A 26667-nucleotide genomic window follows, 5' to 3' on the forward strand; every position below is an offset into this window, starting at 1 on the left:
TGGATGGAGCTGTTGTGAAACCTGCAAACTTCAATACCCTGCTCGACGATATCCGCGACGCCTGCGCCACCGTGTTCGCCACGCTGCTGGGCGCCGCCAAGCAGATCGCGACGCTGCCGTGGCCGGCGCTGCTGGTGTGCGCCTTCTTCCTCGCGCTGGCGATCACGCTGATCCCGGTCGCGCTGACCCTGTTCGTGCTGTTCCTGGCAATCAAACTTGCGGTCGGCCTGATCGTCGTCGACAAGCAGCGCAGCCGGAGGAACTGATATGCAAGCCAGCCACTTCAACCGCGTGATGGATTTCGTGCGCGACGCCGTCAAGGAAGCGAGCGAGCTGTGGTGGCGCTTCTTCGACTGGCTCGCGGTGATCGAATGGCGCCAGCTCTACCTGGTCTGGTTCCTCGTGCTGGTCTTCGGCGGCATGGTCAACCTGGCCGAGCCGGCCACCTGGTTCATCCTGATCTCGTTCGGCGTCAAGATCCTGGCCAAGGGCAAGCGCCGCGCCGAACTGGTAGCCAAGGAAGCCACGCTCAAGGCCGACGTCGCCGACCTCGAACGCAAGCTGACCGAAGCCCAGATGGCCGCGCTGCAGGCGCAGATCGAGCCGCACTTCTTGTTCAACACGCTCGCCCTGATCGGCCAGCTGATCGAGACCGATCCGCCGGAAGCGGCGCGCGTGCACCAGCACCTGATCGACTACCTGCGCTCGACACTGCCGCAGATGCGCAGCGGCGGCACCGGCACGCTCGGCAAGCAGGTCGAGCTGTCCAAGGCCTACCTGGCGATCATGCAAGCACGGATGAAGGAACGCCTCAAGGTGCGCTTCGAGGTGCCGGACTTTCTCGGCACCTCGCCGTTCCCGCCGATGATGCTGCAGACCCTGATCGAGAACTCGATCAAGCACGGGCTGGAGCCGAAGATCGAGGGCGGCACCATCGAGGTGACGGCGCGGGTCGAAGGCGCGACCCTGCACGTGGACGTGTGCGATGATGGCGTCGGCATCGACCCGCATGCCGACGACGGCGTCGGCCTGGCCAATATCCGCGAACGCCTGCAGCTGCTGTACGGCAGCCGCGCGGAGCTGGTGGTGATGACCCCGCCCGCCGGCGGCGCCTGCGCCTCGGTGCGCATTCCCTACAAGATGATGGAGGACGCATGAGGAGCAAACCGGTGACCGCGCTGATTGCCGACGACGAAGAGCCGATGCGCGCACAGCTGCGCACCCGCCTGGCCGCGGCCTGGCCCGAGCTGCAGATCGTCGCCGAAGCCGCCAACGGCGTGGAAGCGGTCGCGCTGGCGAAGGAGCACCAGCCGGACATCGCCTTCCTCGACATCCGCATGCCCGGCATGACCGGCATCGAGGCCGCGCGCGAACTGTACAACCGCTGCCACATCGTGTTCGCCACCGCCTACGACCAGTACGCGCTGGACGCCTTCGAACAGGGCGCGATGGACTACCTGCTCAAGCCGGTCTCGCCGGAGCGCCTGGCCACCACCTGCGAGCGCCTGCGCCAGCGGATCGCGACGGCGCCGAAGGACATCGGCGCGCAGCTGGCCCAGCTCACCGAAGTGCTCAAGGGCGGCGGCGAAAAGAAGAAGAGCTACCTGCGCTGGATCCAGGCCCAGGTCGGCGGCAGCCTGCGCATGGTCAGCACGCGCGAGGTGCTGTTCTTCCAGTCCGACGAAAAATACACGCTGGTGCAGACCGCCACCGCCGAGCTCCTGATCCGCAAGACGCTCAAGGAGCTGGTGGACGAGCTGGATCCGGACGAATTCTGGCGCATCCACCGCTCGACCTTGGTGCGGGTGGACGCGATCGCCTCGGTGTCGCGCGACGAGCGCGGGCGGCAGATGCTCAAGCTGCGCGGCTATCCGGGCGAGCTGGAAGTCAGCCGCAACCACGCGCACCTGTTCCAGCAGATGTAGTACAACACTGTACCGCCGGGCTGTCGATGCGGGCGCGACGATCGTGCTCGGGCTGGTGGACGAGGACTACGGCGGGCGCGGCTTCACCTGCCGCGATCTCGAAGGCCACGTCTGGAGTATCGGAACCTACGATCCCTGGAAAGAGTGATAAATTGACAGCTGGCGCATACCGGGGGCAGAGCCATGACCAAGGACGAGCAGGAAATCCGCAACCTCATCGAATCGTGGCTGCGCGCCACGCGTGAAGGCGACGTCGACACGGTGCTCAGCCTGATGGAACCGGACGTGATCTTCCTCGTGCCGGACAAGCCGCCGATGGCCGGGCGCGAAGCATTCGGCGCTGCGCTGCGCGCGGCGCTGGGCAAGCACGCCATTCAAACCACCAGCACCATCGACGAGATCTCGGTGTGTGGCGACATCGCCTACAGCCGCACGCACCTCGACGTCACCGTGATCTCCAAGCACGACGGGCTGCCGATGCGGCGCAGCGGGAATACGCTGTCCATCCTGCGGCGCGGTGCGGACGGGAAGTGGCGGCTATACCGGGATGCGAACATGGTGGTGCCGTCCTGAGGCCGCGTGACAAAGTGCGCGTAACAAAAGAGATCGTTCCAGATATAGGAAACCGTCGTTCTCTATCTTGCGTCAGCTGTCAGGCGGCGGCTCTTCCAGTCGCATCACGCGTCGCATCCACCAGCCCGCGCGTGTAGGGATGCAGCCCATGCCCCACAACCAGCGCCTCGCTCGGCTGCACGTCCACGATGCGTCCGTGCTGCATCACCCCTACCCTATCGCACAGGTGCACCACCACGCCCAGGTCATGGGTGACCATGATGTAGGTGAGCCCATCGCGTTCCCGCAACTCAGCCAGCAGGTTGAGGATTTCGGCCTGCACGGACACATCCAGCGCCGACGTCGGCTCGTCCAGCAGCAGGATGCGCGGCTCCAGGATCAGCGCCCGCGCGATCGCCACCCGCTGCCGTTGGCCGCCCGACATCTGGTGCGGATAACGGTAGCGGAACGACGCATCCAGCCCGACCTTCTTCAGTATCTGCCCCACGCGCGCGTCCACGTCGCCAATCCCGTGGATGTGCAGCGGTTCCGACAAGGCCGTGTTGACGGTATGCCGCGGATGTAGCGAACCGTAGGGATCCTGGAACACCATCTGCACCAGCCGGCAGCGCTCGCGGTAGATCTTGCGCCCCAGCGCCCTGCCGCCGATTTCGATACGGCCTTGCCAGTGCTGGTACAGTCCCGCCATGCAGCGCAGGACCGTGGACTTGCCCGATCCCGATTCGCCGACCAGTCCGAATGCCTCGCCCTCGGCCACCGAAAAACTCACCTCGTGCAGGACCTTGTGCAGGTCCGCGCCACTGCCGAAGGCCAGCCCCAGCTTTTCCACTGAAATCATCGTTGTCCCCTACCCTGCCAGCCAGGCCGGATCGCGTTGCAGCACCGGCAGCGCCGCGCGGCGCCGGTCCATGTCCGGCAGCGCCGCCAGCAGGCCGCGCGTGTACGGGTGCTGGGCCTTGTCCAGATCGGCCGCGGCGATGGTCTCGACCACGCGGCCCGCGTACATGACCAGCACCCGGTCGCAGAAGCTGCGCACCAGATTGAGGTCGTGGGTGATGAACAGCAGGCCCAGGCCACGCTGGGTGATCAGCTCGTCCAGCACCGCCAGCACCTGGCGCCGCACCGATACATCCAGCGCGGAGGTCGGCTCGTCGGCGATCACCACTTCCGGCTCGGGAATCAGCATCATCGCGATCATCACGCGCTGCCCCATACCGCCCGAGATCTCGTGCGGGTAGCTGTCGTAGACGCGCTGCGGATCGCGAATCTGCACCGCTTCCAGCATCGCCAGCACGCGCTCGCGCGCCTCGGCACGCGGCAGCTTGCGGTGCGCCTGCAGGGCCTCGGCCACCTGGTCGCCAACCCGCATCACCGGGTTCAGCGAATACTTCGGGTCCTGCATGATCATCGACATGCGGCGGCCGCGGATGGCCCGCATCGCGCGCTCGTCGGCGGTCAGCAGGTCGGTGTCGCCGAAGCGCAGCTTGCCGGCCTCGATGCGGGCGCTGGCCGGGTGCAGCTTGAGCAGGCTGCGGCCCACGGTCGACTTGCCCGAGCCGGACTCGCCGACGATCGCCAGCTTTTCGCGGCCCAGCGTAAAGGACACGTCGCGTACCGCGTCCACCATCCCGTTGCGGGTGGCGAAGCTGATGCGCAGGTCCTGTACTTCCAGTTTTACGTCATCCATGCGTTTTCCTTCAGCTGCGCGGATCGAACACGTCGCGCAGGCCGTCACCCAGCAGGTTGAAGGCCAGGCTCACCAGCATGATCGCGGCGCCCGGCATCGCCACCAGCCACCAGCATTCCATCATGTAGCGGCGCCCGGCCGAGATCATCGCGCCCCATTCCGGCAGCGGCGGCTGCGCGCCGAGGCCGAGGAAGCCCAGGCCGGCCGCCGTGAGGATGACCGCCGCCATATTCATGGTCAGGCGCACCACCACCGACGAGATGCACAGCGGTGCGATGTGATGGACGAGGATGCGCGCCGGCGATGCGCCCTGCAGCTTCACCGCCGCGACGAAATCGGAGTGGCGCAGCGAGCGCGTCTCGGCGCGCGCCAGCCGCGCGATCGGTGGCCAGGAGGTCAGCGCGATCGCGATCACGGCGTGCTCCAGCCCCGGCCCGAGCGCGGCGACGAAAGCCAGCGCCAGCACCAGGCTGGGGAAGGACATGAAAATGTCGGTGATGCGCATGAAGACGTTGTCGAGCGCGCCGCCGAAGTAGCCGGAGACGGTGCCCACCGCCAGCCCGACCGGGCCGACCACGGCCGCCACCAGGCCGACGATGTACAGCGTGGTGCGCGCGCCGTAGACCACGCGGCTGAACACATCGCGTCCGTATTCGTCGGTGCCGAACCAGTGCTGCGCGCTGGGCGGGCGCAGCGCGGACAGCAGGTCCTGCGCCAGCGGATCCTGCGGCGCGACCAGCGGCGCGCACAGGGCCGCCAGCACCAGCAGCAGGATCACCACCAGGCCGGCCAGCGTCATCGGGTTGTGCAGCAGGTGGCGCGCCGTGCGCCGCAGCCGCTCGTTCATCGCTTGCGCGGGCGTGGCGGCGATGTTCGGGGAATGGCTCATCAGTGCATCCTGGGGTCGAAGATGTTGTAGAGGGCGTCGGACAGCAGGTTCAGCGACACGAAGATGATGCCGACCACCAGCACGCAGCCCATCACGGCGTTCATGTCGCCCAGCAGCAGGCTGTTGGTCAGGTACTGGCCGAAGCCCGGCCAGGCGAACACCGTCTCGACCAGCACCGCGCCTTCCAGCAGGCCGCCGTAGGCCAGCGCCACGATGGTCAGCAGCTGGACCAGGATGTTGCGGAAGGCGTGGCGCCACACCACCTGCCACTCCGGCAGCCCTTTCACGCGCGCCGTCAGGATGTATTCCTGCGACAGCTGCGCCAGCATGAAACTGCGCGTCATGCGGCTGATGTAGGCCATGGTGTGCAGGCCGAGGATGCAGGCCGGCAGCAGGACGTGGCGCAGCGCGCTGGCGCAGGCCGCCCAGTTGCCGGTGACGGCGGAGTCGAACAGCAGGAAGCCGGTCAGCGGGCGCACCACGCCGTCGAATTCGAGGTCGATGCGCCCCGATCCTCCGGCCCAGCCCAGCCAGGCGTAGAACACCAGCAGGCCCATCATCGCGAACCAGAACACCGGCACCGAATAGCCGGACAGGCTGATCATGCGCACGACGTTATCGCCCCAGCCGCCGTGGCGGGTGGCGGCGAACACGCCGAGCGGCACGCCGGTCAGCACGCCGATGACGATGGCCAGCGTGGCCAGTTCGGCGGTGGCCGGAAACACACGCGCGATGTCGGCGCTGACCGCGTTGCCGGTCAGGAGAGAAATGCCCAGGCGCCCGTGCGCCAGCTCGCCCAGGTAGTGGCCGAACTGGACGTACAGCGGCTTGTTCAGGCCAAGCTGCGCCGCGACCTGGTTGTAGGTCGAGGTGTCGGCATCCGGGCCGACGATGGCCAGCACCGGGTCCACGGGCATCACGCGGCCGATGAAGAAGGTCAGCACCAACAGGCCGAGCAGGGTCAGCGCCGCCGTCAGCAGGCGGGAGCGCCATGCGCGCGCGCGGGCCAGCCATGCCGCCATCGCGGGGGCCGGGGTGGCGGCGGGCGCCAGACTAGTCTTTGTAAACATCGCGCAAATGGGTAGTGGCCGAGGGATGGCCGACGTAGTTGTGGACGCGCTTGCTCAGCACGACCGTTTCGAGCATCTGCGACACCGGCTGGATCGCGCCGACTTCTTCATCGTACAGGCGCTGGATCTCGCGGTACATCTCGGTTTGCCGTCCCGGATCGCGTTCGGTGACGGCTTCCTCGATCAGCTGGTTGATGCGCGGGTCGTAGAAGCTGGTGCGCCAGCCCTGGAAGTTGGTCAGCTTGGCCTCGTCGCGGTTGTCCGGGTTGTAGACCATCGCGCGCAGGTTGGCGTGCGGGTGCGGCTCGACCCCGCCGCCGCCGCGCCCCACCACGATCTCGAAGCGGCGGTCGCGCATCGCGCCGTACACCTGGTTGCCGGTGCCGGACAGGATCTGGGCCTGAATGCCGGCCAGCGCCAGCGTGGCCTGCAGCGAGGTCGCGATATTAATCATCGGCGGATCGGACAGCACGCGGATGGTGGTGGCAAAGCCGTGCGGGTAGCCCGCTTCCGCCAGCAGCTTCTTGGCGGTGGCCACGTCGAGATGGTAGCCGGGATCGGGCAAGGTCGCGGCCAGTCCCAGCATCACCGGACGCTGGTGGCTGACGCCGTAGTTGGGCATGATGGCCTGGTTGATGCCTTTGTAATCGATGAGATTGCGCAGGGCAAGGCGCACGCGGCGGTCCGCGTAGCGCGGGTCCTTCATGCTCACCGCCACGTAGTAGGTAGCGCCGCGCAGCACCGGCTGCACCACCACGTTGGCGTGGCGCTTGAGCGCTTCGATGTCGGGGCCGGACATGCCGTCGGCCAGGTCGACGTCGCCGCGGTCGATCATGAAGCGCAGCGACAGCGATTCCGGCACGTGGCGCATCACCACGCGCCGCAGCTTGGCCGGGCCGCGCCAGTATCCGTCGAAACGGTCGAGCAGCATCGCGTCCTTGGCGCGCCACTCAGTCAGCGAGAACGGCCCGGAGCCGGCGGCGTGGTTGATCATCCATGCCGCGCCAAGGTCATTGCCCTGCTGGTGCGACAGCACGGCCTGGCGGTCGACGATGGCCGCGCTGACCGAGGTGCCGAGGGTGTAGAGCACCATCAGCGGATCGGTCGGGCGCGGCAGGTCGATGCGCAGGGTGCGCGCGTCGGTGGCGCGGATCAAGCGGTCGACATTCGACTTCGAAAAGCCATAGCTCTTCCAAGGCGAAGCCATCGCCAGGTTCAGCTTGAGGACGCGCCGCAGCGACCAGGCGGCGTCTTCGGCGGTGACGGGCGCTCCGGACTGGAAGCGCGCCCCTGTGCGCAAGGTGAGCGTGATGCTGTTGCGGTCCGGCGCGATCTCCCAGCGCTCGGCCAGGGCCGGCTCGATCTTCGTCAGGTCGCGCGGATCGAGTTCGACCAGGTAGTCGTACAGGTTGGCGACCACGCCCAGCACGTCATTGCCGGTGGCGCCGGCCGGATCGAGCGAGAGCACATTGTTCATGTTCATCCCGATCACCAGCTGGTCGCGCGGAGTGGCGGCCGGCGCCGCGCCGGATGCCGCCGCCAGCAGGCAGAACGCGGCGCGGCGCAGCCATGTCATCACGCTCGCCATCGCTCAATAGCTCGCCACGGTGTTCGCTTCGATGTAGTCGAAGTTGATGTCCTCGCCCAGGCCCGGCTTCTGCGACAGGTGCACGAAGCCTTCCTTGTCCATCGGGTCCGGCAGCGCGTTGAGGTAGGCCGGCACTTCGTCGTAGTCGAGGAAGGGATGCAGCAGGCCGCGCTCGTACCACGCGCAGTTCTTGATGGCCGCGGTGACGGCCAGGTTGGCCGCGCCGTTGCCATGCACCTCGCAGTTCATGCCGAAGGCCTCGGCCAGCGCCGCCACTTTCATGGTCGGGGTGATGCCGCCGACGCCAGGCACGCCGGCGCGCAGGATGTCGCAGGCGCCCGCCTTGGCCCAGTCGGCGCGGCTGTGGTGTTTGCCGCCCAGCGATTCGGGACCGACGATGGGGATGTCGAGCTGGCCGGCCAGCCAGGCGTACGACGCCATGCTCTGCTCGTTCATCATCTCCTCGAACCACGCGAAGTTCAGCTTTTCCAGGGCGCGGCCGATGGTCAGCGCCTCGGTACGACTGTACCAGTGATACCCGTCCAGCATCAAGGCGATGTCGGGGCCGACGGCTTCGCGCACGGCGGCGCAGGCCCTGATGTCCATCGACACGCTGGGCGCGAACGACACTGGCGGCATCCAGGTGTGCAGCTTGATCGCCTTGTAGCCGCGCTCAACCAGCTTGACCGCGAAGCGCGCGTAATCGTCGGGCGTGGCGAGGCCCCCTTCGAGCTGGTCGCCGCACATCGTGCTGCCGTAGGCCGGCACCTTGTCGCGGTAAGCGCCCAGCAGCTTGTACACCGGCTGGCCCAGTGCGCGGCCGGCCAGGTCCCACAGTGCCTGCTCGATGGCAGCCAGCGCGCGGTCGGTCAGCTGGCCGGCGCTGCCGCGCTGCCAGTGTTCCAGTCCGTGCCACAGGCGTTCGCGGTCCAGCGGATCCTGGCCGACCAGCACCTTGCGCGCAAACGCTTCCAGTACGAATGGGCGGATCACTTCAGGCGCCGCGAAGGCGTGGCCGCTGTGGCCTTCGTCGGTGGTGATCGTGATCATGGCCATCTTTACACGCTGCTCCGGACCCGGATGCGAGTGGCCGGCGCTGTCGGAGCAGCGCTTGCTCAGGTATTCGAAGACGGTACCCTGTACACGTTCAATTTTCATGGTGATGCGGCTTTCTTTGATGAGGTAAATCGGCCAGCGGGGGGACGGGGGCTGCCCGCCCGCTGGTCAGGGCCGTGCTCAGAAGCTGTAGGTGGCCCTCAGGTTATACGCACGTCCGATCGGGCTGGAGACATTGTTGGCGTAGGCAGTCGCGTTCGAGTTCGTCACCGGCGGATTGGTATCGAACAGGTTGCTGACACCCGCCACGATGTTCATGTGCTGGATGCCCTTGTACGACACCGTGAAGTTCCAGATCGAATAACGCTTGATGTCGCGGTAGTACTGCGGCAGCACGTTGTTCAGGTCGTGGTATCCGGTGTTGTAGAAGTTGGTCAGGTTGGCGCCCCAGTCGCCGCGCTCCCAGCCCAGGCGCACGGTGTGCTTCCAGCGGAAGATGTAGGTCGGCGCCGACGACACGTTACCCGAACCGGCCGAGCCGAAGCGGCCCAGGTTGGAGACCCACGGACCGTCCTTCTCGTCCTGCGACTCGAAGCGGGTGACGTAGGTGCCGTCCAGGCCGAACTTGAAGGTGCCGTAAGCGGTGCGCGGGATCTGGTACGACATGCCGACGTCGATGCCGCTGGTGCGCAGGTCGCCCAGGTTCATCGTCGTGTCCTTCACGTAGTTCAGGCTTCCGTCCGGGTTACGCACGAAAAGGTAGGCGTATTTGGCCGGATTGGTGAAGATCGCGTTCTGCGCCAGCACGCCGATGCTGTCCTTGATCTTGATGTTGAAGTAGTCGAAGGTCAGCGCGGCATTGCGGAACGGTTCGATCACCGTGCCCAGCGTCAGGTTGCGCGCCTTCTCAGGCTGCACGTCCGGGTTGCTGCCGTTCTGGATCGGCAGGCGGGCGTTACACACGAGCAGCGGGTTGGCGCCTGCGACGGCCTTGCCGGTGCCCGGCACGCCAACCACGCCGCCCGGGCACAGCACCGGATCGTCCCAACGCGCGCTGGTGGTCGTGGTGGCGCCAGGCAGGCGGTAGCCGTAGCGGTCGAAGATGGTGGGGGCGCGGAAGCCGGTGCTGGCCGAACCGCGGAACATGATCATCTTGGCCGGCTGCCAGCGCACGCTCAGCTTCGGGTTCACGGTGCCGCCGAAATCGCTGTAGCGGTCGGCGCGCACGGCGAAGTCGACGTCGAGGTCCTTCGTGAACGGCATGTCGACTTCAGCGAAGGCGGCGCCGATGTTGCGGTAGCCGTAGGAGTGGTTCGGGCGGCGGTTCTGGTACGGGACCAGGATGTCGGAATCGAGCGAACGGTCCTCGTTGCCGTCGTGGTGGAACTCGGCGCCGGTTGCCAGCGTCAGTGCGCCGCCGCCCAGCTGCATCAGTTCACGCGTGAAGGTGCTGTCGACGCCGGTGTACAGGACAGTGGTGTGGCGGATCTGGTTGCCGTCCATCGAAATGCTCTTCAGGTAATCCTGGCCGGCCTGGTTCTGCAGGCCGAAAGGATTCAGCACGCCGCTCAGGACGCCCGCGTTGAGCTTCGGACCGTTCACGTAGCCGTGCTCGAAATACGAATCGCGCTTGCTGGTGGCGTAGGTGAAGCCGAGGCGATAGTCCCAGCCGAGCGCCTTGCCCTCTTCCGCCAGCAACAGGCGCATATTCTTCTGCACGTCGGTGGCGACCGCCGGGCCCAGTTCGTCCAGGCTCCACGACACGTTCAGGGTCGAGCCGTTCAGGCCGGCGATGGCCGGCACGCCGGCGCTGCCTCCCGGGTAGTACGGGCTGCTCGGCGTGATCTGCATGACGGCGCCGTCGAAGCCGACGCTGGTGCTGGGCGGCTTCTGGGTGGTGATGTGCTCCTTCGAGAACAGCAGCTCGGCGGTGAACAGCTTGTCGTCGCCGTGGCGGATGCTGCCCTTGGTGTAGAAGGTGGTCTGGGCGTTGCCCGGCAACGCCAGCACCGAGCGGTCGTTCAGCGCGCAGGTATTTTTCAGCGCCTGCACCGAGTACGGCGCCACGCAGCCGGCCGAATAATAGGGGTTGGCGGTGATATTGGTCGACGGCGAGAATACGTTCGCCGGGAAGGCGTAAGTGCCGGTACCGGCCTTCGGTGCGATGCCCAGGCTGGCCAGCAGGTCGGGGTTGGTCAGCTCCGGACGATCGAGGGAGCTGAGCGCGCCGCGATGGTGGGTGTCGACCGTGGCGTACCAGTTCCAGCCATCTTCCGCCAGCGAGCCCACGCCGCCGAGTACGGACAGGCGGTTCTCGCGCCCGCCGCCGCTGCGTTCCGGCACCACGCCCTGCGCCGTCACCTCCAGGCCCTTGTAGGTCGGTTTGGTGATGAAGTTGATCACGCCGCCGATGGCGTCGGTGCCGTAGGTGGACGAGGCGCCGTCGCGCAGCACTTCCACGCGGTTCAGGGCGCTCATCGGGATGATGTCGACGTTGATGAAGCCGTCCGAAATCGGCTCGTTGGCCAGGCGGCGGCCGTTCAGCACCACCAGGGTGCGGTTGATGCCGATGCCGCGCATATTGACGTTGGTGCCCGCGCCGGCCGACGACGGCACGTTGGTGGCGCCGACCGGCATGGTGGTCATGACGTCGGCCACGGTGGTCAGTGCGCTGTTGTTGATTTCCTCGATCTTGACGCTGGTGACCGGCAGCGCATTTTCGCTGGCGATGCGCTTGATGGTGGAACCGGTGATCTCGACTTTCTGGATCGGTTCCGCCGCAGCGGCATCGGCCGCCTGCTGGGCGGCGGCTTCGTTCGCGAGGGTCATGACGGCCAGCGCGATCGATGTGACGACAAACTTCCTGGGCAACGCGTGATGCTTAACCATGCTCGTGTCTCCGTTTTTGTAGGTAATGTCGCGTGCCTGCATCTCATCGGCCATCGTGCGGTGGCGCGGAGCCCGGATCGCCCTTTGCATCCTTCGTTGGGATGCTGCTGCGATCGGTGACTGGCCTGCGGATCTCTTTGCGTCGGCTTACCAGTCATCAGACAACTTGCGTCGTAGTATAATTATCGGAAATAAGACGAGTCAAGCAGCACGTTCAAATATTTTCCAACCGTCGCATCGATGCCACCCAGCTCCAACCTCCCCCGCAAGCGCGGCCAATCGCTGGCCCAGACTGTCGTCGACCATGTTTCGCGCATGATCAACGATGGGCGCATCAAGCCGGGCGAGAAGATTCCATCGGAAGCGGAGATCATCGCCGAGCTGGGCGTGAGCCGCTCGGTGGTGCGCGAGGCGGTATCGCATATGCAGGCAGCCGGGATGGTGGAGACCTTCCAGGGCAAGGGCACCTTCGCCAAAAGCGGCGTGCCGCAGCACCTGAGCATGGACCCGAATTCGGTCGAATCGATGCACGATGTATTGGCCGTGCTGGAGCTGCGCATCATGTTGGAGGCGGGCTCCGCAGGCCTCGCCGCCGCACGCCGCACCGAGGCACAACTGGCGCAGGTACAGGCGGCGTTCGATGAATTCGTCGATTGCTGCCGCGCCGGAATGGACACCACCAATGCCGACCGCGCCTTCCACCTGGCGATCGCGCAGGCCGCCAACAACCGCTACCTGTACGACGCGCTGAACCACATCGGCAGCCACTTCCTGCCGCGCACCCGCATGTTTACCTCGAGGCTGCATCGCGACGCGCCGTCGGTGCATATCGAGCGCACCATGCGCGAACACGAGGACATCCTCAGCGCCATCATCCAGCGCGACGCGGACTCCGCCCGCGCCGCCATGCGCACCCACCTTTCCAACAGCCGCGAGCGGCTGCGCCGCGCCTTCGAACAGAACGAAAACGCCGGACACTAACTGGAATCAGCGCCGCCTCTACGCCGGCAATTCCACACATCCCGAATCACTCGCCCGAGCCAAGCAAATGTGAGTAATTTTGTCATTTAAGCATCAAAATCAAACGGCTACTCGTCAGACGTCTGATGAATTGCAGTCAAATTAGGCTGGGAGCAAGCTTGCGTATATGAGCCGACAGATGGCACTCGCCCCTCAAATGGACTAGACTGGACTAAGTCAAAAGGAGTGCGCGATGAAGACAGTGAACATTCACGAGGCAAAAACTCAATTCTCCAAACTGATCGATGCAGTCGCGCAAGGGGAAGAAATCGTGATCGCGAAAGCTGGCAAGCCAACAGCCATGCTCGTGCCTATTCAACAGCACAAGCCTTCCCGGCGTCCCGGGACAATGAAGGGAGAAATCCGAATCGCCGACGATTTTGATGCGCCTTTACCAGAAGACATCCAGGCAGCATTCGAAGGACGGTAATGCATCTGCTGCTGGATACCCATGTGTACCTGTGGTGGCTGGGTGACCACGCCAAGCTGAACAAATCGGCGCGCGAAATGATCGTCGCGGCATCGGAAGTTTACGTAAGCAGTGCGTCCATATGGGAGGCAGCGATCAAGATAAGCACCGGCAAACTGGATGTCGACATCGACCGGCTCGTTGCTGAGGTTGCGAATCTCGGATTTCGCGAACTGCCAGTCTCGGCAAGGCATGCTGCGATGGTTGTCCGATTGCCGAATATCCATCGCGATCCGTTTGATCGGATCCTTATTGCGCAGGCATTGTGTGGTCCACTGCGCTTCCTGACAGCCGACGCTACGTTGCGCGACTATTCCGAGTTAGTCGAAGTGATTTAGCGCCATTGGCGGCGCCAGTTCTCGCGTTTCACGAGAGCATCTTGAAAAACTGGTGAACGCGGCGCCCGCCAGGCGAGAGCCGCGTGAGCGATTCCTTACTGCTTCAAATCCCAGCCCCCAAACGCGTTCGGCAGCTGGCCGGCAGCGGTGGTTTCGAGCAGATCGCCCTTCAGGTTGGTCAGCACCACCGGCAGCTCGTTCCCGCCCAGTTCCAGCACCACCTGGCGGCAGGCGCCACAGGGGGCGATCGGGCCGTCGGTATCGCCGATCACGGCCAGCGCGCTGAAGTCGCCCGGCTTGTAGCCGTGCGCGATCGCGCTGAAGAAGGCGGTGCGCTCGGCGCAGTTGCACAGGCCGTAGGACGCGTTCTCCACATTACAGCCGCGGAACACGCGGCCGTCCTTGCATTCCAGCGCGGCGCCGACCTTGAACTTCGAGTACGGCGTGTAGGCCAGCTCGCGGGCGGCGCGCGCCTCGCCGATCAGCTTCTCGTATTTCATCTGCTTCCTCTTACGGACGAATGGTGTGGGAAATCATCGGCTGCACGACCGGCTCCGCTTCGCCAATGACGTAAGCCGCCTGCACTTCGCGGACCGCGCGCTCTGCAGCGTCCTGGGTGCGTGCGTGCACGAAGGCGATCGGCTGCCCTGCCTCGACCTGCTGGCCCAGCTCCACCAGGCCGGTGAGGCCGACCGCGAAGTCGATCGGATCCTGCGGGCGAATGCGGCCGCCGCCCAGGCCAACCACGGCCAGGCCCAGCGCGCGGCAGTCGGTCGCCTCGGCATAGCCGGATCCCAGCGCGGGCGCCGGCAGCACGATCGGTGCTTTGTCGAGGTAGGCGTCAGGACGCTCCATCAGGTCGGCCGGGCCGCCCAGCGCCGCGACCATGCGCGCGAAACGCTCGGCCGCCGCGCCGGACTCCAGCGCCGCCTGCAGCTTCGCTTGGGCTTGCGCGTGCGTGTGGCAGATGCCAGAGATGACCAGCATCTCCGCGCACAGCGCCATCGTCACTTCGTGCAGGCGCGCCGGGCGTGCCGCGCCGCTCAGGTAGTCGATCGCGATGCGCACTTCCAGCGCGTTGCCGGCCGACGGGCACAGCGACTCGTTCATGCCGGTCAGGAGCGCCGAGGTGCGGGTGCCGGCGCCGTTGCCGACGGCGACGATGCTCTCGGCCAGCGCGACCGATTTCTCGTAGGTCGGCATGAAGGCGCCGGAGCCGGCCTTCACGTCCATCACCAGCGCGTCCAGGCCCGCCGACAGCTTCTTGGACAGGATCGAGCCGGTGATCATGGCGATCGATTCGACCGTCGCCGTGGTGTCGCGGATGCTGTAGAAGCGCTTGTCCGACGGCGCCAGCTGCGCGGTCTGGCCGATGATGGCGACGCCGACTTCGCGCACCACCTTGCGGAACAGTTCAGGGTCGGGCACCGTGCAATAGCCGGGGATGGAATCGAACTTGTCGAGCGTGCCGCCGGTGTGGCCCAGGCCGCGGCCCGAGATCATCGGCACGAAGCCGCCGCAGGCCGCGATCATCGGGCCCAGCATCAGCGAGACCACGTCGCCCACGCCACCGGTCGAGTGCTTGTCCAGCACGGGGCCCGGCAGGTCCAGCGACTTCCACTCCATGACCTGGCCGGAATCGCGCATCGCCAGCGTGAAGGCGACCCGTTCATCCATGTTCATGTCGTTGAAGTAGACGGCCATCGCCAACGCGGCGATCTGGCCTTCGGTGACGCTGTTGTCGGTGATGCCGCGCACGAAGAAGCTGATCTCGTCCGCGCTCAGCGCACCGCCGTCGCGTTTTTTGCGGATGATCTCTTGGGGAAGGTACATTCGGTACTCGCTTTCAAACTTTCTGTGTTAGCCCTAAAACGTCGTCCCGGCGCAGGCCGGGACCCATGGACAAGCAGCGTAATCGCGCACTCAGCATGGGTCCCGGCCTGCGCCGGGACGACGGTACAGCTTTTTGCGGTGTACTTAAACGCCGTACGGAATCCAGACATTCTTCACCTGGCTCGCATGCTGCAGCACCGTGCGGCCGCAGGCCTGCTGCGCGCTGAACCAGTCGCGCCCCTTGCCGCCGCTGGTCCAGGTGCGCTTGAGCGATTCGGCCGACAGGCGCTCCACTTCGGCGCAGCCTTCCGCCGAGCCGTCGTGGCGCCACACCGCATCCACGTCGAAGTGCGAAGCCAGCGTGCGCGCCAGTTCGTCCGCGCTGCCGGTGACGATGTTCAGCGCGCCGCCCGGCAGGTCCGAGGTATCCAGCACCTGGTACAGGTCGGTGGCCGACAGCGGCGCCGCCTGCGACGGCACTGCGATCACGCGGTTCCCCAGCGCCAGCGCCGGCGCCACCAGCGAGATGAAGCCAAGCAGCGGATTCTCGTTCGGGCAGACGATGCCGATCACGCCGACCGGCTCGTTCAACGCCACGGTGATGCCGTGCATTGGAGGCTGGTGCGCCAGGCCGTCGTACTTGTCGGCCCACGCGGCCCAGTAGAACAGGCGCTCGATCGATGCCTGCACTTCGCGCTCGGGGTTCTTGGCGCCGGTCTGCGCCGCGATGCGGGCCGCGAACTCCTCGCCGCGCGCGGCCAAGTTTTCTGCGATGTAGTACAGCACCTGGGCGCGGTTGTGCGCGCTGGCTTTTGACCAGCCGGAGGCCTTGTGCGCCGCTTCCACGGCGTTACGGATGTCCTTGCGGTTGCCCTCGCCGACGTCGGCCAGGAAGGCGCCGCTGGCGCCCATGATCGCGCGGCTGTAGCCGCCGTCCGGGCGCGCCTGCTTGCCGCCGATGTACAGCTTGGCGGTGCGATCGATCTCGAACGGACTGACCTCAAGCGCCGGCTTGACCTTGCCCTTGTCCGCGACCACCGGTGCGGCCGGGCGTGCGTCTTCCGACAGCGGCAGCATGTATTCGTACATGCCTTCCTTGCCGCCCTCGCGGCCGTAGCCGGATTCCTTGTAGCCGCCGAAGCCGCAGGCCGCGTCGAACTGGTTGGCGGTGTTAATCCACACCACGCCGGCCTTCAGCTGCGGCGCCACGTCCAGCGCCAGGCTGATCGACTCCGACCACACGCAGGCGGCCAGGCCGTACACCGTGTTGTTCGCCAGCTGCACCGCTTCGCCCGGAGTGCGGAAGCTGCTCGCCACCAGCACCGGCCCGAAGATCTCGGCCTGCGCCACTTGCGCGGTGGTCGAGGCGCCGGTGATCAGGGTCGGCAGGTACCACGAGCCGCTGCCCGGCACATCGCATGCCGGCTGCCACACTTCGCAGCCTTCCGCGCGCGCCGATTCCACCAGGCCGTGGATGCGCTGCTGCTGCACCGGGTCGACCAGCGCGCCGATGTCGTTCGATTTATCGAGCGGCGAGCCGACGCGCAGGTTCTGCATGCGCGCCTTGACCTTGTCGATGAAGCGCTCGTACACCGATTCCTGCACCAGCAGGCGCGAACCGGCGCAGCAGACCTGGCCCTGGTTGAACCAGATCGAATCGACCAGGCCTTCGACCGCCGCGTCCAGGTCGGCGTTCTCGAACACGATGAATGGCGATTTGCCGCCCAGTTCAAGCGACAGCTTCTTGCCGCTGCCGGCGGTGGCCTTGCGGATGATGCGGCCCACTTCGGTCGAGCCGGTAAAGGCCAGCTTGTCGATGCCCGGATGATTGACGATGGCTTCGCCCACGCGGCCGTCGCCGGTGACCATATTGACCACGCCCGCCGGCACGCCCGCCTGCTGGCAGATCTCGGCGAACAGCAGCGCGCTCAGCGAAGTGAATTCGGCCGGCTTGAAGACGATGGTATTGCCCGCCGCGAGCGCCGGAGCGATCTTCCACGCCAACATCAGCAGCGGGAAATTCCACGGCACGATCTGGCCGACCACGCCGACGGCGCGGTAGTCCGCGAATTCTTCCGACTGCAGCTGGGCCCAGCCGGCGTGGTGGTAGAAGTGGCGCGCGGCCAGCGGGATGTCGGCGTCGCGCGTTTCGCGGATGGTCTTGCCGTTGTCGAGTGTTTCGAGCACGGCGAACAGGCGCGAATGCTTCTGCAGCAGGCGCGCCAGCGAGTACAGCACTTTGGCGCGGCCATGGCCGCCCAGCGCCACCCAGCCCGGCTGCGCGCGGCGCGCGGCTTCCACGGCGCGCTCGACGTCGGCGACGGAGCCCTGGGTCAGCTGGGCCAGTTCGCTGCCGTCGGCCGGATTGTAGGTCGCGAAGGTTTCGCCCGGTTCGGTCCACGCATTGTCGATGAACAGGCCAAAACGGCGGCCATGCTGGTCCAGCCACGCGTTCGCTTCTTTGCTGCTCTCAGGTGCGGGGCCGTAGTCCATGGTTTGAAGGATCTCTTGAATAGTTGGCATGACGTGTCCGTTCTGTTTTTATGGTTGCGCGTGGCGGTGGGCTGCCGAGTAGCTGCCGGTCACGTAGTGTTCGAGCTGGCGTTCGATGTCGGTCAGGAGGCTGGACGCGCCGATGCGGAACAGGTGCGGCTGCAGCCATTCATTGCCCAGCTCTTCCTTCATCACGGTCAGGTACTGCAGCGCCGACTTCGCGGTCGAGACGCCGCCCGCTGGCTTGTAGCCGACCATGAAGCCGGTGCGCTCGTAGTATTCGCGGATCGCGCGCACCATCACCAGCGACACCGGGATGGTGGCGTTGACGCCTTCCTTGCCGGTCGAGGTCTTGATGAAATCGGCGCCGGCCATCATGCACACCCACGAGGCCTTGGCCACGTTTTCCAGCGTGACCAGGTCGCCGGTCGCGAGGATCGCCTTGACGTGTGCTTCGCCGCAGGCCTGGCGGTAGGCCAGCATCTCGTCGTACAGCGCCTGCCAGTTGCCGGTCAGGACATGCTGGCGCGTGATCACGATGTCGATCTCGGTCGCGCCCGCGGCCACCGACAGCTCGATCTCGCGCAACTTGGTCTCCAGCGACGACAGGCCGGCCGGGAAGGCGGTCGACACCGCGGCGATCGGCAGGCGACCCTGCAGGATCTGCACCGCCGGCTGTATCATCTCGTGGTACACGCACACCGCGCCGGTGGTCAGCTCGGTCAGGCCCAGCGCCTGCATCAGGTCCGCGCGCAACGGGCGCATCGCCTTCTTGCACAGGCGCTCCACGCGGCCCGGGGTGTCGTCGCCCGACAGCGTGGTCAGGTCGATGCACTGGATCGCCTTGACCAGCCAGGCGGCCTGGTATTCCTTCTTCACCGTGCGGCGCGCGGCCAGGCTGGCGGCGCGGCGGTCGGCGGCGTTGCGGTTGACCTCCAGGCTGTTGACCCAGCCGAGGTCGAGCCCGACGGCGGTATTGCGTTTGAAATCGAGGTTCTGGGTCATAGCAGCGGAGTTCCGTTCGAAAGAGGTTTGACGCCAAGATGCTTGGCGAGCGTTGCGCCAATGCTGGAGAAGGTGTCGGCGACCGGCAGCGCGCGCGGCGCCACGCCGGGGCCGAAGAACAGCACCGGGATGTGTTCGCGCGTGTGGTCGGAGCCAGGCCAGCTCGGGTCGCAGCCGTGGTCGGCGGTGATGACGGCGATGTCGCCTTCCTTCATCTTGGCCATGAATTCGGGCAGGCGCGCGTCCAGCTCGTGCAGCGCGTTGTTGTAGCCGGCCAGGTCGCGGCGGTGGCCGAACATCATGTCGAAGTCGACGAAGTTCACGAAGGTCAGCGACTTGTCCGGGGCGCTGTCGGCCACTTCCAGCAGGCGGTCGAACAGGGCCATATTGTCCGGACCCTTGATCAGCTGGGTCACGCCCTGGGCCGCGAAGATGTCGCTGATTTTGCCGAGCGCGATCACCTCGCCGCCGGCGTCCTTCACATGGTTCAGCAAGGTGGGACTCGGCGGCGGCACCGCGTAATCGTGGCGGTTGGCGGTGCGCTTGTAGTCGCCGTTGGCGCCGACGAAGGGACGCGCGATCACGCGGCCGATGTTGTAGGGCTTGACCAGTTCGTAGGCCACTTCGCACACTTCGTACAGGCGCTCCAGGCCGAAGTGCTCTTCGTGCGCGGCGATCTGCAGCACCGAATCGGCCGAGGTGTACAGGATCGGCTTGCCGGTGGCGACGTGCTCGTCGCCCAGCTCGTTGATGATGGTGGTGCCGGAAGCGTGGCAGTTGCCGAGGAAGCCCGGCACCTTGGTGAGCTCCTGCAGCTTGTCGGTCAGCTCTTTCGGGAACGATGGCGCGGTCTTCGGGAAGTAGCCCCAGTCGAAGAGCACCGGCACGCCGGCGATTTCCCAGTGGCCGCTCTGCGTGTCCTTGCCGGTGGACTGCTCGCGCGCGACGCCGTATGCGCCGGTGAAGCCGTCGCGCCGGTCGAAGCCCTCGGCCCATTCGCCGCAGGCGATGTGCGCGGCGGCGGCCAGGCCGATCTTTTCCAGGTTGGGCAGCGACATCGGCTTGCCTTCGCGGGCCGCCCATGCGGCGATGTGGCCGAAGGTGTTGGCGCCTGCGTCGCCATATTTGTCGGCATCGGGCAGCGCGCCGAGGCCGAAGGAATCGAGCAGGAGAATGAAAGCGCGGGACATTGTGGCTCCCCTTGTATGGTTAGGCGGCGCGCGGAGTGGACGCGAGCTGCTCCAGGAATGCCGGGATCAGCGCGACCAGGTCGCGCGCGCCGATCGCAGCGTATTTTAAAGTCTGTTCGTGCGACAGCTGGAATGGCGACAGGCCTTCAGCCAGGTTGGTGATGACCGAGACGCCGGCCACCTTCAGGCCGCAGTGGCGCGCGGCCACCACTTCCGGCACGGTCGACATGCCGACGATGTCGGCGCCCAGCGTCTTGAAGGCGCGGATTTCCGCGGCGGTCTCGAAGTTGGGGCCCGGGTAGCACACGTACACGCCTTCGTGCAGCGTGATGCCCTTCGCTTGCGCGGTGGCTTTCACCAGTTCGCGCATGTCGCGGTCGTAGGCATTGCTCATGCTGAAGAAGCGCGGACCGAAGCGGTCGTCGTTGGGGCCGGTCATCGGGCTGCCCGGCAGGCCGTTGATGTGGTCCGTGATCGAGACCAGCGAGCCGGCATCCACTTCCGGACGCAGCGAGCCGGCGGCGTTGGTCACGAACAGCAGTTCGCAGCCGATCAGCTTCATGGTGCGCACGGCGGAGATCATCACGCCCGGGCCGTAGCCTTCGTAGAAGTGGCCGCGGCCCTTGAGGCAGGCGACCGGCACGCCGGCCAGGGTGCCGAGCACCAGTTCGCCGGCATGGCCGTGCACGGTGCTGATCGGGAAGCCCGGCAGGTCGGCGAAGCTGATCGACACCGCATCCGTCATCTGCTCGGCCAGCACGCCGAGCCCGGAACCGAGGATGAGCGCGACGCGCGGCTCGAATCCCGGTTTGCGGGCACGGATGATGTCGGCTGCTTCAAACGGCGTGTTGCTGGGCATGAGGTTTCCTTCTTGTGTCGGTATTCGAGGGGGCGTATCGGGCTTGGGGAGGCGCGGTTGTGCGAGCGCCGCGGGAGAGCGCGGCTGCCGATAGGCCAGATAATTATAACTATGCATGATCGACGATTCGTATGGCAAATACCGATTTTGTTCCCGATTTATATGGCTCTCAAATAAATGATCGGATGCACAGATTGACCCTCTTCAAACTTTTGTTTAGTATAGCAAACAAATGTTGATACCTTCCGTCCCGTGAACGACGTCTCGAAAAAAGAACGGCTGCTCGACCTGGTCCGCGCCAATCCCTTCATCTCGCAACAGGAACTGGCCGACCAGCTGGGCCTGTCGCGCTCCGCCGTGGCGGGCCACATCGCGGCCCTGATCCGCGAGCGGCGCCTGCTCGGCCGCGCCTACGTGCTGCCGGAGCGGCGCGCCATCGTCTGCATCGGCGCGGCCGCGCTCGACCGCAAGCTGCGCTCGCTGGCGCGGCTGGTGCCGGGCACCTCGAATCCGGCCACCCAGTCCGAATCGTTCGGCGGCGTGGCGCGCAACGTGGCCGAGAACCTGGCCCGCCTCGGCGCGGCGGTCGGCCTGGTCACCGCGCTGGGCCAGGACGCCGCCGGCGCCGCCCTGCTCGCGCACGCCGACGGCGCCGGCATCGACACTCGCGGCGTGCTGCACCTGGCCGATGCCGTCACCGGCACCTACACCGCAGTGCTCGACGCCGACGGCGAGATGACGGTGGCGCTGGCCGACATGGCGCTGTACGACCGCATCACGCCCGACCTCATCGCCACGCGCCGTCCGCAGCGCGCCAACGCCGCGATGGTGGTGGCCGACCTCAACCTGCCGCAGGACACGCTGGCCCAGGTGCTGGCCGATGCCGCGCTCGATGCCGTGCCGCTGGTGCTGGTCGCCGCGTCCGAGCCGAAGATGGCGCGCCTGCCCGCGCGCCTGGACGGCGCCATGCTCATGATTCTTAATGCCGGCGAGCTGGGTACCCGCGTGGGCCGCCCGTTGCCCGGCGACGCCGACATCGCCGCCGCCTGCGCCGAAGTGCAGGGCCAGGGCGTGCGCGACCTCGTCATCACGCGCGGCGCCGCCGGCGTCCTGTTCACCAGCCCGGACGGCATCAAGCACCTGCCCGCGCCGAAAGCCGAAGTGGTCGACGTCACCGGCGCCGGCGACGCCTTCGCGGCCGCGGTCTGCTGGTCGCTGCAGCAGGATCCGGGCGACCTCGAACTGGCCTGCCGCCGCGGCCTGTGCCTGTCCGCGCTCACGCTCGGATCCCCGCACACCGTCTGCCCCACCCTGCCGGACGAGCTGTTCGCCGGCCTTCACCAACAGGACTGACCATGCATTCTTATCTTCTGCTGTCGCCCGAAGTGGCCGCCGCGCGCGCCGCCGGCAAGCCGGTCGTGGCGCTCGAATCGACCATCATCTCGCACGGCATGCCCTATCCCCAGAACGTGCAGACCGCGCGCGAGGTCGAACAGGTGATCCGCGACGCCGGCGCCGTGCCGGCCACCATCGCCATCATCGACGGCCGCATCTGCATCGGCCTGTCGAACGAACAGCTGGAACTGCTCGGCACCGCGAAGGACGCGATGAAGGTCAGCCGCCGCGACCTGGCCTATGCGCTGGCGCTGCGCAAGCTGGGCGCGACCACCGTGGCCGCCACCATGATCTGCGCCGAGCTGGCCGGTATCCAGGTGTTCGTCACCGGCGGCATCGGCGGCGTGCACCGCGGCGCCGAGACCAGCTTCGACATCTCGGCCGACCTGCAGGAACTGGCCCACACCAGCGTCGCTGTGGTGTGCGCGGGCGTGAAGTCGATCCTCGACATTGGCCTGACGCTGGAATACCTCGAAACCTACGGCGTGCCGGTGATCAGCGTCGGCCAGCCCGGCTTCCCGGCCTTCTTCACGCGCGACAGCGGCTTCAAGGCCGACTTCCAGATCGACGGCGCGCACGAGCAGGCGCAGTTCATCCGCACCAAATGGGACCTGGGCCTGAAGGGCGGCGTGGTGGTGTCGAACCCGGTGCCGCTGGAATCCGCGATGCCGAAAGAGGAAATCGACCGCATCACCGGGCAGGCCCTGGCCGAGGCTGGGCAGCAAGGCGTCACCGGCAAGGCCGTCACGCCCTTCCTGCTGGACCGGATCAAGCAGCTGACCGGCGGCCGCTCGCTTTCCACCAACATCGCGCTGGTCAAGCATAATGCACAGGTTGGCGCGCGCCTGGCCGTGGCCCTGCATGGCGCGCACGCCTGAACCCCGAACCGGAACACCTGCGATGTCGATCGATCTCAAGCAGCTCAAGTACTTCCTCGCGGTCGCCGAAGAGAAGAGCTTTTCGCGCGCCGCCGAACGCCTGCACATCTCGCAGCCGCCGCTGTCCCAGCAGATCCAGAAGCTGGAGAACGAGCTGGGCGTGCGCCTGTTCGCCCGCACCACCCGCAGCTTCGAGCTGACCGCGGCCGGCAAGGCGCTGATGTCGGAGGCATCGGACCTGATGTCGCGCATGCGCGTGACCATCGAAACGGTGCGCCAGATCGACCGCGGCGAGCTCGGACGGCTGCGCATCGGCATCGTCGGCTCGGCGATGTGGGGGCCGCTGCCCAAGCTGCTGGACGAATTCCAGCGCCGCTTCCCGCGCGTGACCTGGACCCTGCACGAACTCGGGCCGCACGACCAGGTCGAGGCGCTGCGCTCGAAGCAGATCGACGTCGGCTTCTGGCGCGAGCCGCGCAACGACGACGACGAGATGAAGCAGGCCGGCCTGCGCCAGGAGCTGTGCTTCCGCGAGAACGTGTGCGTGGCCGTGAACGAGCATCACCGGCTGGCCACGCAGGAGGCGATCGAACTGTCAGAGCTGGCGGGCGAGCCGATCCTGACCCTGGCGCTGGACCGTTCGGCGTTCGCGCGCCACCTGATGCAGTCCTGCGCCAGCGCCGGCTTCACGCCCGCGATCTTCCAGGAGGCGCTGGAGCCGCAGACGGTGCTTGCCATGGTGGGCGCGGGCCTGGGCGTGGCGCTGATGCCGGAAACGACGGCGCGCGTGGTCTGGCCGGGCGTGGTGTTCGTGCCGATCAAGACCAATCCGCCATCGGGCAACCTGTACATCACCTACCCGATCCACGACGACGCGCCGGTGGTGCGCGCCTTCCTGAAGATCGCCAGCGAGGGCGCTGCCGAGGCCTAGGGTCGTCTCAAAAAAGCGCTAACCGCGTTAAGCATAATAAGAAATATCGTCGTTCCCGCGAAGGCGGGAACCCATGCTGAGATTGCAGTCTCGCGGCATTTTCGCGACCGCGCATCGTGTCTATGGGTCCCCGCCTTCGCGGGGACGACGGCTGTGCTCAATTAGTGAGTGGCGCCGCCGGCGACTGCGAGGTCGGTTTCGGTGCCGACCGTCGCCTGCACCGCCGCGCGCAAGCCTTCGATAATCTCCGCCAGCGGCATGCTGGGCGTTCCATCCTTGGCCTGCTTCGGCAGGAAGGGCACGTGGATGAAGCCCGCGCGCACTTTCGTGCCGAGCGTGTTGTGCAGCAGCCCGTAGAACACATGGTTGCAGACGAAAGTGCCGGCGGTCTGCGACACGCCCGCGCGCAGGCCGCGCTCGCGCATCTCTTGCACGATGGCCTTGATCGGCAAGGTGCTGAAGTAGGCGTCGGGTGCGCCCGCGACGATCGCCTCGTCCACCGGCTGCTGGCCGTCGTTGTCGGCGATCGAGGCATCGTCGACGTTGATCGCCACCCGCTCCACCGACAGTTCCGGACGCCCGCCGGCCTGGCCGACGGCGATGACGACGTCCGGCTTCAGTTCGTCCAGCAGCCCGGCCATCACGCGGTTGGCCATGCCGAACACGCACGGCAGCTGGCGCACCTCCACCGCGAAACCATCTCCCCTCCAGCCTTTCAGCTCCTTGACCGCCTCCCACGAGGGGTTGATTTTGGCTTTGTTAAAAGGCTCGAATCCTGTCAGGAGAATAGTTTTTATCATGGCTACCGACCCATCAAAAAGTAGAGGAGGAAGATGTTCGCAACCAGAAGCGGCAAGGCAGTCGGCGTCTGCGCCTTGATGACCGCGTTCCGGTCAGGCAGTTCAAGCAGAGCAACGGGCACCATATTAAACGTCGCGGCCATCGGTGTCATCAGGGTGCCGCAGTAGGCGCTGAACATCCCGATCGCCGCCATCACGGCCGGATTGGCGTGATACATCCCCACCAGCACGGGAATCCCCACGCCGCCGGCCATCACCGGGAAGGCGGCGAAGCCGTTCCCCATCACGATCGTGAACAGCGCCATGCCGATGCAGTACACCGCCACCGCGACGAAGCGGATGTCCATGTTCACGTAAGAAGTAACGATGTGGGCCACGGCCTTGCTGACGCCAGCCTCGGTGAACAGCAGGCCGAGCACCGCCAGCATGTGCGGCAGCACCAGCGCCCAACCGATCGCGTCGAGCAGGCGGCGGAACTCGCGCACGCCCTGCACCGGGGTCGAGCGCGTCAGCCAGCAGGCCAGCGCCAGCGCCACGATGGCGCCGCAGCCCAGCGCCACCAGGGTCAGGTTCTTCGGGTCGAACACGAACAACTCGCCGATCTTCACGTCCTTGAGCAACGTCGAGCCAAGGATGGTCACGAAGGGAATGGCCAGCGCCGGGATCAGGAGCTTGTGGCCGAGACGACCGGCCTCGCTGCGGCGCTCCTGGTCTGGCAGCGCGTTGTGGCGGCCCATGCGCACGCCGCCGAAGCCGGCGATCAGCGCCATCGCGATCATGATGACGCCGGCGGCCATCGGCGGCGTCCGGTCGCCGAGCAGGTAGACCGCCGCGTACATGGCCCAGAACGCGGCGGTGCTGTAGCGGCGCGGATGGTCGGCGTCGCGCAGCGTGAACAGCGCGGTCGCGGCCAGCAGCACACCGACCAGCAGGTAGAAATAGTCGACGGCGAGGATCACCTCGCGCTCCCGCCGCGGGCGAGGCGCACGTCGAGGCGGCGCAGGTTCCAGCTGTGGATCAGGAAGGCGGTGACGGCTGTCGGGATGCCCCACAGCGCCATGTGCACCGGATCGACCTCGATGCCTTCGGCGCGCAGGATGGTCTGCATCAGCACGATGGCGCCGAAGGCCACGAAGATGTCCTCGCCGAAGAACAGGCCGACGTTGTCGGTGGCGGCGGCCATCGCGCGCACCTCGTGGCGCTGTTCGTCGCTCAGCTTGCCGCTGCGTGCTTCGGCGGCGCCTTCGGCCATCGGCGCGATCAGTGGGCGCACCATCGAAGCCTGGCCGCCAAGGCTGGTCATGCCAACGGCGGCGGACAGTTCGCGCACCAGCAGGTAGACCGTCAGCAGGCGGCCCGCGGTGGCCGAGCGGATCTTGGCGATGAAGTTCTGGGCGTGCTCGCGCAAGCCGTGGCGTTCGAGCAGGCCGATGGCGGCCAGCGGCAGCAGGTAGATCAGCGGCAGGTTGCGGGTCTTGAGGAAGGCGGCGCCGAGCGATTCGAGGATGTGCGGGACCGGCATCGCGGCGGCCAGCCCGGTGACGGCGCACGATGCCACGACCACCAGCACCGGATGGGCGCGCAGCAGGAAGCCGACGATGATGACGGCCACGCCCAGAAGCGGCCACAAGTTAACTGCTGCATGCATGAATACTCCCGGCTCAGTGAAGGCGGGGGCAATATTAACCGAGGGGTTGGCTGGGAGGAAACAGTTTTGTGGGACTGACTACAGCACTGCCAGTGGGGCTAGGAATATAGAGAACGTGTTCCGCGAAGGCG

At 66.4% G+C, this 26667-nt stretch carries 26 protein-coding genes and 1 pseudogene; 11 read left to right on the forward strand and 16 right to left on the reverse strand.

Annotated features, from left to right (window positions below):
• Nucleotides 1-14: 14 nt before the first annotated feature.
• From NX778_RS15470 to NX778_RS15490, 5 genes and pseudogenes are all read left to right on the forward strand, one after another.
• Nucleotides 15-266: a hypothetical protein gene (locus NX778_RS15470; RefSeq protein WP_258812659.1), complete on the forward strand. Its 252-nt coding sequence runs from the start codon at nt 15-17 to the stop codon at nt 264-266.
• 1 nt (nt 267) lies between these two features.
• Nucleotides 268-1158, forward strand: coding sequence for a sensor histidine kinase (locus NX778_RS15475; RefSeq protein WP_258812660.1), 891 nt, complete (start codon nt 268-270; stop codon nt 1156-1158).
• On the forward strand, nt 1155-1925 hold the full coding sequence (locus NX778_RS15480) for a LytR/AlgR family response regulator transcription factor (RefSeq protein WP_258812661.1): 771 nt from the start codon (nt 1155-1157) through the stop codon (nt 1923-1925). The genes NX778_RS15475 and NX778_RS15480 overlap by 4 nt, the downstream gene beginning before the upstream one ends.
• Before the next feature lie 10 nt (nt 1926-1935).
• A pseudogene (locus tag NX778_RS15485) lies at nt 1936-2073 on the forward strand (VOC family protein); the annotation flags it as partial.
• A 35-nt stretch (nt 2074-2108) separates the two neighbouring features.
• A complete protein-coding gene (locus NX778_RS15490) occupies nt 2109-2498 on the forward strand; it encodes a YybH family protein (protein WP_258812662.1) in 390 nt (129 codons plus the stop codon).
• A gap of 79 nt (nt 2499-2577) precedes the next feature.
• Here NX778_RS15490 and NX778_RS15495 read toward each other — a convergent pair whose 3' ends face one another.
• From NX778_RS15495 to NX778_RS15525, 7 genes are all read right to left on the reverse strand, one after another.
• Complete coding sequence (locus NX778_RS15495; protein ID WP_258812663.1) at nt 2578-3336, reverse strand: ABC transporter ATP-binding protein; 759 nt, start codon at nt 3334-3336, stop codon at nt 2578-2580.
• 9 nt (nt 3337-3345) lie between these two features.
• Nucleotides 3346-4185 carry an ABC transporter ATP-binding protein gene (locus tag NX778_RS15500; RefSeq protein WP_258812664.1) on the reverse strand — a complete coding sequence of 280 codons (840 nt, stop codon included), beginning with the start codon at nt 4183-4185 and terminating at the stop codon, nt 3346-3348.
• Between the two features lie 10 nt (nt 4186-4195).
• Nucleotides 4196-5074 carry an ABC transporter permease gene (locus tag NX778_RS15505; RefSeq protein ID WP_258812665.1) on the reverse strand — a complete coding sequence of 293 codons (879 nt, stop codon included), beginning with the start codon at nt 5072-5074 and terminating at the stop codon, nt 4196-4198.
• Nucleotides 5074-6144: an ABC transporter permease gene (locus NX778_RS15510; RefSeq protein WP_370661339.1), complete on the reverse strand. Its 1071-nt coding sequence runs from the start codon at nt 6142-6144 to the stop codon at nt 5074-5076. The genes NX778_RS15505 and NX778_RS15510 overlap by 1 nt, the downstream gene beginning before the upstream one ends.
• Nucleotides 6128-7720: an ABC transporter substrate-binding protein gene (locus NX778_RS15515; protein ID WP_258812666.1), complete on the reverse strand. Its 1593-nt coding sequence runs from the start codon at nt 7718-7720 to the stop codon at nt 6128-6130. The genes NX778_RS15510 and NX778_RS15515 overlap by 17 nt, the downstream gene beginning before the upstream one ends.
• A gap of 15 nt (nt 7721-7735) precedes the next feature.
• Entirely contained in the window at nt 7736-8890 is a 1155-nt protein-coding gene (locus tag NX778_RS15520) for a mandelate racemase family protein (RefSeq protein WP_258812668.1), read from the reverse strand.
• Between the two features lie 78 nt (nt 8891-8968).
• Complete coding sequence (locus NX778_RS15525; RefSeq protein ID WP_258812670.1) at nt 8969-11677, reverse strand: TonB-dependent receptor plug domain-containing protein; 2709 nt, start codon at nt 11675-11677, stop codon at nt 8969-8971.
• Nucleotides 11678-11917: 240 nt separating this feature from the next.
• Here NX778_RS15525 and NX778_RS15530 point away from each other — a divergent pair, with 240 nt between their 5' ends.
• The 3 genes from NX778_RS15530 (at nt 11918) to NX778_RS15540 (ending at nt 13504) form a co-directional block, all read left to right on the forward strand.
• Nucleotides 11918-12658 carry a FadR/GntR family transcriptional regulator gene (locus NX778_RS15530; RefSeq protein ID WP_258812671.1) on the forward strand — a complete coding sequence of 247 codons (741 nt, stop codon included), beginning with the start codon at nt 11918-11920 and terminating at the stop codon, nt 12656-12658.
• 232 nt (nt 12659-12890) lie between these two features.
• Nucleotides 12891-13127, forward strand: a complete 237-nt coding sequence (locus tag NX778_RS15535) for a type II toxin-antitoxin system Phd/YefM family antitoxin (RefSeq protein ID WP_258812672.1) — start codon at nt 12891-12893, stop codon at nt 13125-13127.
• Nucleotides 13127-13504, forward strand: a complete 378-nt coding sequence (locus NX778_RS15540) for a type II toxin-antitoxin system VapC family toxin (RefSeq protein ID WP_258812673.1) — start codon at nt 13127-13129, stop codon at nt 13502-13504. Before NX778_RS15535 ends, NX778_RS15540 begins: the two co-directional genes overlap by 1 nt.
• 95 nt (nt 13505-13599) lie before the next feature.
• Here NX778_RS15540 and NX778_RS15545 read toward each other — a convergent pair whose 3' ends face one another.
• From NX778_RS15545 to xapA, 6 genes are all read right to left on the reverse strand, one after another.
• Nucleotides 13600-14004, reverse strand: a complete 405-nt coding sequence (locus NX778_RS15545) for a cytidine deaminase (RefSeq protein WP_258812674.1) — start codon at nt 14002-14004, stop codon at nt 13600-13602.
• Between the two features lie 10 nt (nt 14005-14014).
• Entirely contained in the window at nt 14015-15337 is a 1323-nt protein-coding gene (gene deoA / locus NX778_RS15550) for a thymidine phosphorylase (RefSeq protein ID WP_258812675.1), read from the reverse strand.
• Between the two features lie 144 nt (nt 15338-15481).
• Nucleotides 15482-17860, reverse strand: a complete 2379-nt coding sequence (locus tag NX778_RS15555; RefSeq protein WP_370661340.1) for an aldehyde dehydrogenase family protein — start codon at nt 17858-17860, stop codon at nt 15482-15484.
• 18 nt (nt 17861-17878) lie between these two features.
• A complete protein-coding gene (gene deoC, locus NX778_RS15560; RefSeq protein ID WP_258812676.1) occupies nt 17879-18835 on the reverse strand; it encodes a deoxyribose-phosphate aldolase in 957 nt (318 codons plus the stop codon).
• Nucleotides 18832-20025 carry a phosphopentomutase gene (locus NX778_RS15565; RefSeq protein WP_258812677.1) on the reverse strand — a complete coding sequence of 398 codons (1194 nt, stop codon included), beginning with the start codon at nt 20023-20025 and terminating at the stop codon, nt 18832-18834. Before NX778_RS15565 ends, deoC begins: the two co-directional genes overlap by 4 nt.
• Before the next feature lie 19 nt (nt 20026-20044).
• Nucleotides 20045-20884, reverse strand: a complete 840-nt coding sequence (xapA, locus tag NX778_RS15570) for a xanthosine phosphorylase (protein ID WP_258812678.1) — start codon at nt 20882-20884, stop codon at nt 20045-20047.
• Between the two features lie 252 nt (nt 20885-21136).
• Between xapA and NX778_RS15575 the strand changes: the two genes are divergently transcribed.
• Genes NX778_RS15575 through NX778_RS15585 form a run of 3 tightly spaced genes read left to right on the forward strand, consistent with a single transcriptional unit; the run spans nt 21137 to nt 24088 of the window.
• Nucleotides 21137-22237 carry a carbohydrate kinase gene (locus NX778_RS15575; RefSeq protein WP_258812679.1) on the forward strand — a complete coding sequence of 367 codons (1101 nt, stop codon included), beginning with the start codon at nt 21137-21139 and terminating at the stop codon, nt 22235-22237.
• A gap of 2 nt (nt 22238-22239) precedes the next feature.
• On the forward strand, nt 22240-23157 hold the full coding sequence (locus NX778_RS15580; RefSeq protein ID WP_258812680.1) for a pseudouridine-5'-phosphate glycosidase: 918 nt from the start codon (nt 22240-22242) through the stop codon (nt 23155-23157).
• Between the two features lie 22 nt (nt 23158-23179).
• Nucleotides 23180-24088, forward strand: coding sequence for a LysR family transcriptional regulator (locus tag NX778_RS15585; protein ID WP_258812681.1), 909 nt, complete (start codon nt 23180-23182; stop codon nt 24086-24088).
• 161 nt (nt 24089-24249) lie between these two features.
• On the opposite strand, the gene pcp is transcribed toward NX778_RS15585, so the two are convergent.
• From pcp to NX778_RS15600, 3 genes are read right to left on the reverse strand one after another with little or no spacing between them, the layout of a single operon-like run.
• Entirely contained in the window at nt 24250-24888 is a 639-nt protein-coding gene (gene pcp / locus NX778_RS15590) for a pyroglutamyl-peptidase I (protein ID WP_258812682.1), read from the reverse strand.
• 2 nt (nt 24889-24890) lie between these two features.
• Nucleotides 24891-25847, reverse strand: coding sequence for a DUF979 domain-containing protein (locus tag NX778_RS15595; protein WP_258812683.1), 957 nt, complete (start codon nt 25845-25847; stop codon nt 24891-24893).
• Nucleotides 25844-26536, reverse strand: a complete 693-nt coding sequence (locus NX778_RS15600) for a DUF969 domain-containing protein (RefSeq protein ID WP_258812684.1) — start codon at nt 26534-26536, stop codon at nt 25844-25846. Before NX778_RS15600 ends, NX778_RS15595 begins: the two co-directional genes overlap by 4 nt.
• Nucleotides 26537-26667: the final 131 nt, after the last annotated feature.

Origin of the sequence: Massilia terrae, assembly GCF_024753145.1 — a bacterium.
GTDB classification, from domain to species: Bacteria; Pseudomonadota; Gammaproteobacteria; order Burkholderiales; family Burkholderiaceae_D; genus Telluria; species Telluria terrae.

Excerpts from the sequence above, each read along its gene's own strand:
- NX778_RS15495 (WP_258812663.1), bottom strand. The coding sequence starts at position 3,336 with ATGATTTCAGTGGAAAAGCTGGGGCTGGCCTTCGGCAGTGGCGCGGAC.
- NX778_RS15580 (WP_258812680.1), top strand. The coding sequence starts at position 22,240 with ATGCATTCTTATCTTCTGCTGTCGCCCGAAGTGGCCGCCGCGCGCGCC.
- NX778_RS15545 (WP_258812674.1), bottom strand. The coding sequence starts at position 14,004 with ATGAAATACGAGAAGCTGATCGGCGAGGCGCGCGCCGCCCGCGAGCTG.
- NX778_RS15525 (WP_258812670.1), bottom strand. The coding sequence starts at position 11,677 with ATGGTTAAGCATCACGCGTTGCCCAGGAAGTTTGTCGTCACATCGATC.
- NX778_RS15555 (WP_370661340.1), bottom strand. The coding sequence starts at position 17,860 with ATGCCAACTATTCAAGAGATCCTTCAAACCATGGACTACGGCCCCGCA.
- NX778_RS15600 (WP_258812684.1), bottom strand. The coding sequence starts at position 26,536 with ATGCATGCAGCAGTTAACTTGTGGCCGCTTCTGGGCGTGGCCGTCATC.
- NX778_RS15505 (WP_258812665.1), bottom strand. The coding sequence starts at position 5,074 with ATGAGCCATTCCCCGAACATCGCCGCCACGCCCGCGCAAGCGATGAAC.
- NX778_RS15475 (WP_258812660.1), top strand. The coding sequence starts at position 268 with ATGCAAGCCAGCCACTTCAACCGCGTGATGGATTTCGTGCGCGACGCC.
- pcp (WP_258812682.1), bottom strand. The coding sequence starts at position 24,888 with ATGATAAAAACTATTCTCCTGACAGGATTCGAGCCTTTTAACAAAGCC.
- NX778_RS15540 (WP_258812673.1), top strand. The coding sequence starts at position 13,127 with ATGCATCTGCTGCTGGATACCCATGTGTACCTGTGGTGGCTGGGTGAC.
- deoA (WP_258812675.1), bottom strand. The coding sequence starts at position 15,337 with ATGTACCTTCCCCAAGAGATCATCCGCAAAAAACGCGACGGCGGTGCG.
- NX778_RS15535 (WP_258812672.1), top strand. The coding sequence starts at position 12,891 with ATGAAGACAGTGAACATTCACGAGGCAAAAACTCAATTCTCCAAACTG.
- NX778_RS15510 (WP_370661339.1), bottom strand. The coding sequence starts at position 6,144 with ATGTTTACAAAGACTAGTCTGGCGCCCGCCGCCACCCCGGCCCCCGCG.
- NX778_RS15480 (WP_258812661.1), top strand. The coding sequence starts at position 1,155 with ATGAGGAGCAAACCGGTGACCGCGCTGATTGCCGACGACGAAGAGCCG.
- NX778_RS15500 (WP_258812664.1), bottom strand. The coding sequence starts at position 4,185 with ATGGATGACGTAAAACTGGAAGTACAGGACCTGCGCATCAGCTTCGCC.
- deoC (WP_258812676.1), bottom strand. The coding sequence starts at position 18,835 with ATGACCCAGAACCTCGATTTCAAACGCAATACCGCCGTCGGGCTCGAC.
- NX778_RS15520 (WP_258812668.1), bottom strand. The coding sequence starts at position 8,890 with ATGAAAATTGAACGTGTACAGGGTACCGTCTTCGAATACCTGAGCAAG.
- xapA (WP_258812678.1), bottom strand. The coding sequence starts at position 20,884 with ATGCCCAGCAACACGCCGTTTGAAGCAGCCGACATCATCCGTGCCCGC.
- NX778_RS15530 (WP_258812671.1), top strand. The coding sequence starts at position 11,918 with ATGCCACCCAGCTCCAACCTCCCCCGCAAGCGCGGCCAATCGCTGGCC.
- NX778_RS15490 (WP_258812662.1), top strand. The coding sequence starts at position 2,109 with ATGACCAAGGACGAGCAGGAAATCCGCAACCTCATCGAATCGTGGCTG.
- NX778_RS15565 (WP_258812677.1), bottom strand. The coding sequence starts at position 20,025 with ATGTCCCGCGCTTTCATTCTCCTGCTCGATTCCTTCGGCCTCGGCGCG.
- NX778_RS15585 (WP_258812681.1), top strand. The coding sequence starts at position 23,180 with ATGTCGATCGATCTCAAGCAGCTCAAGTACTTCCTCGCGGTCGCCGAA.
- NX778_RS15515 (WP_258812666.1), bottom strand. The coding sequence starts at position 7,720 with ATGACATGGCTGCGCCGCGCCGCGTTCTGCCTGCTGGCGGCGGCATCC.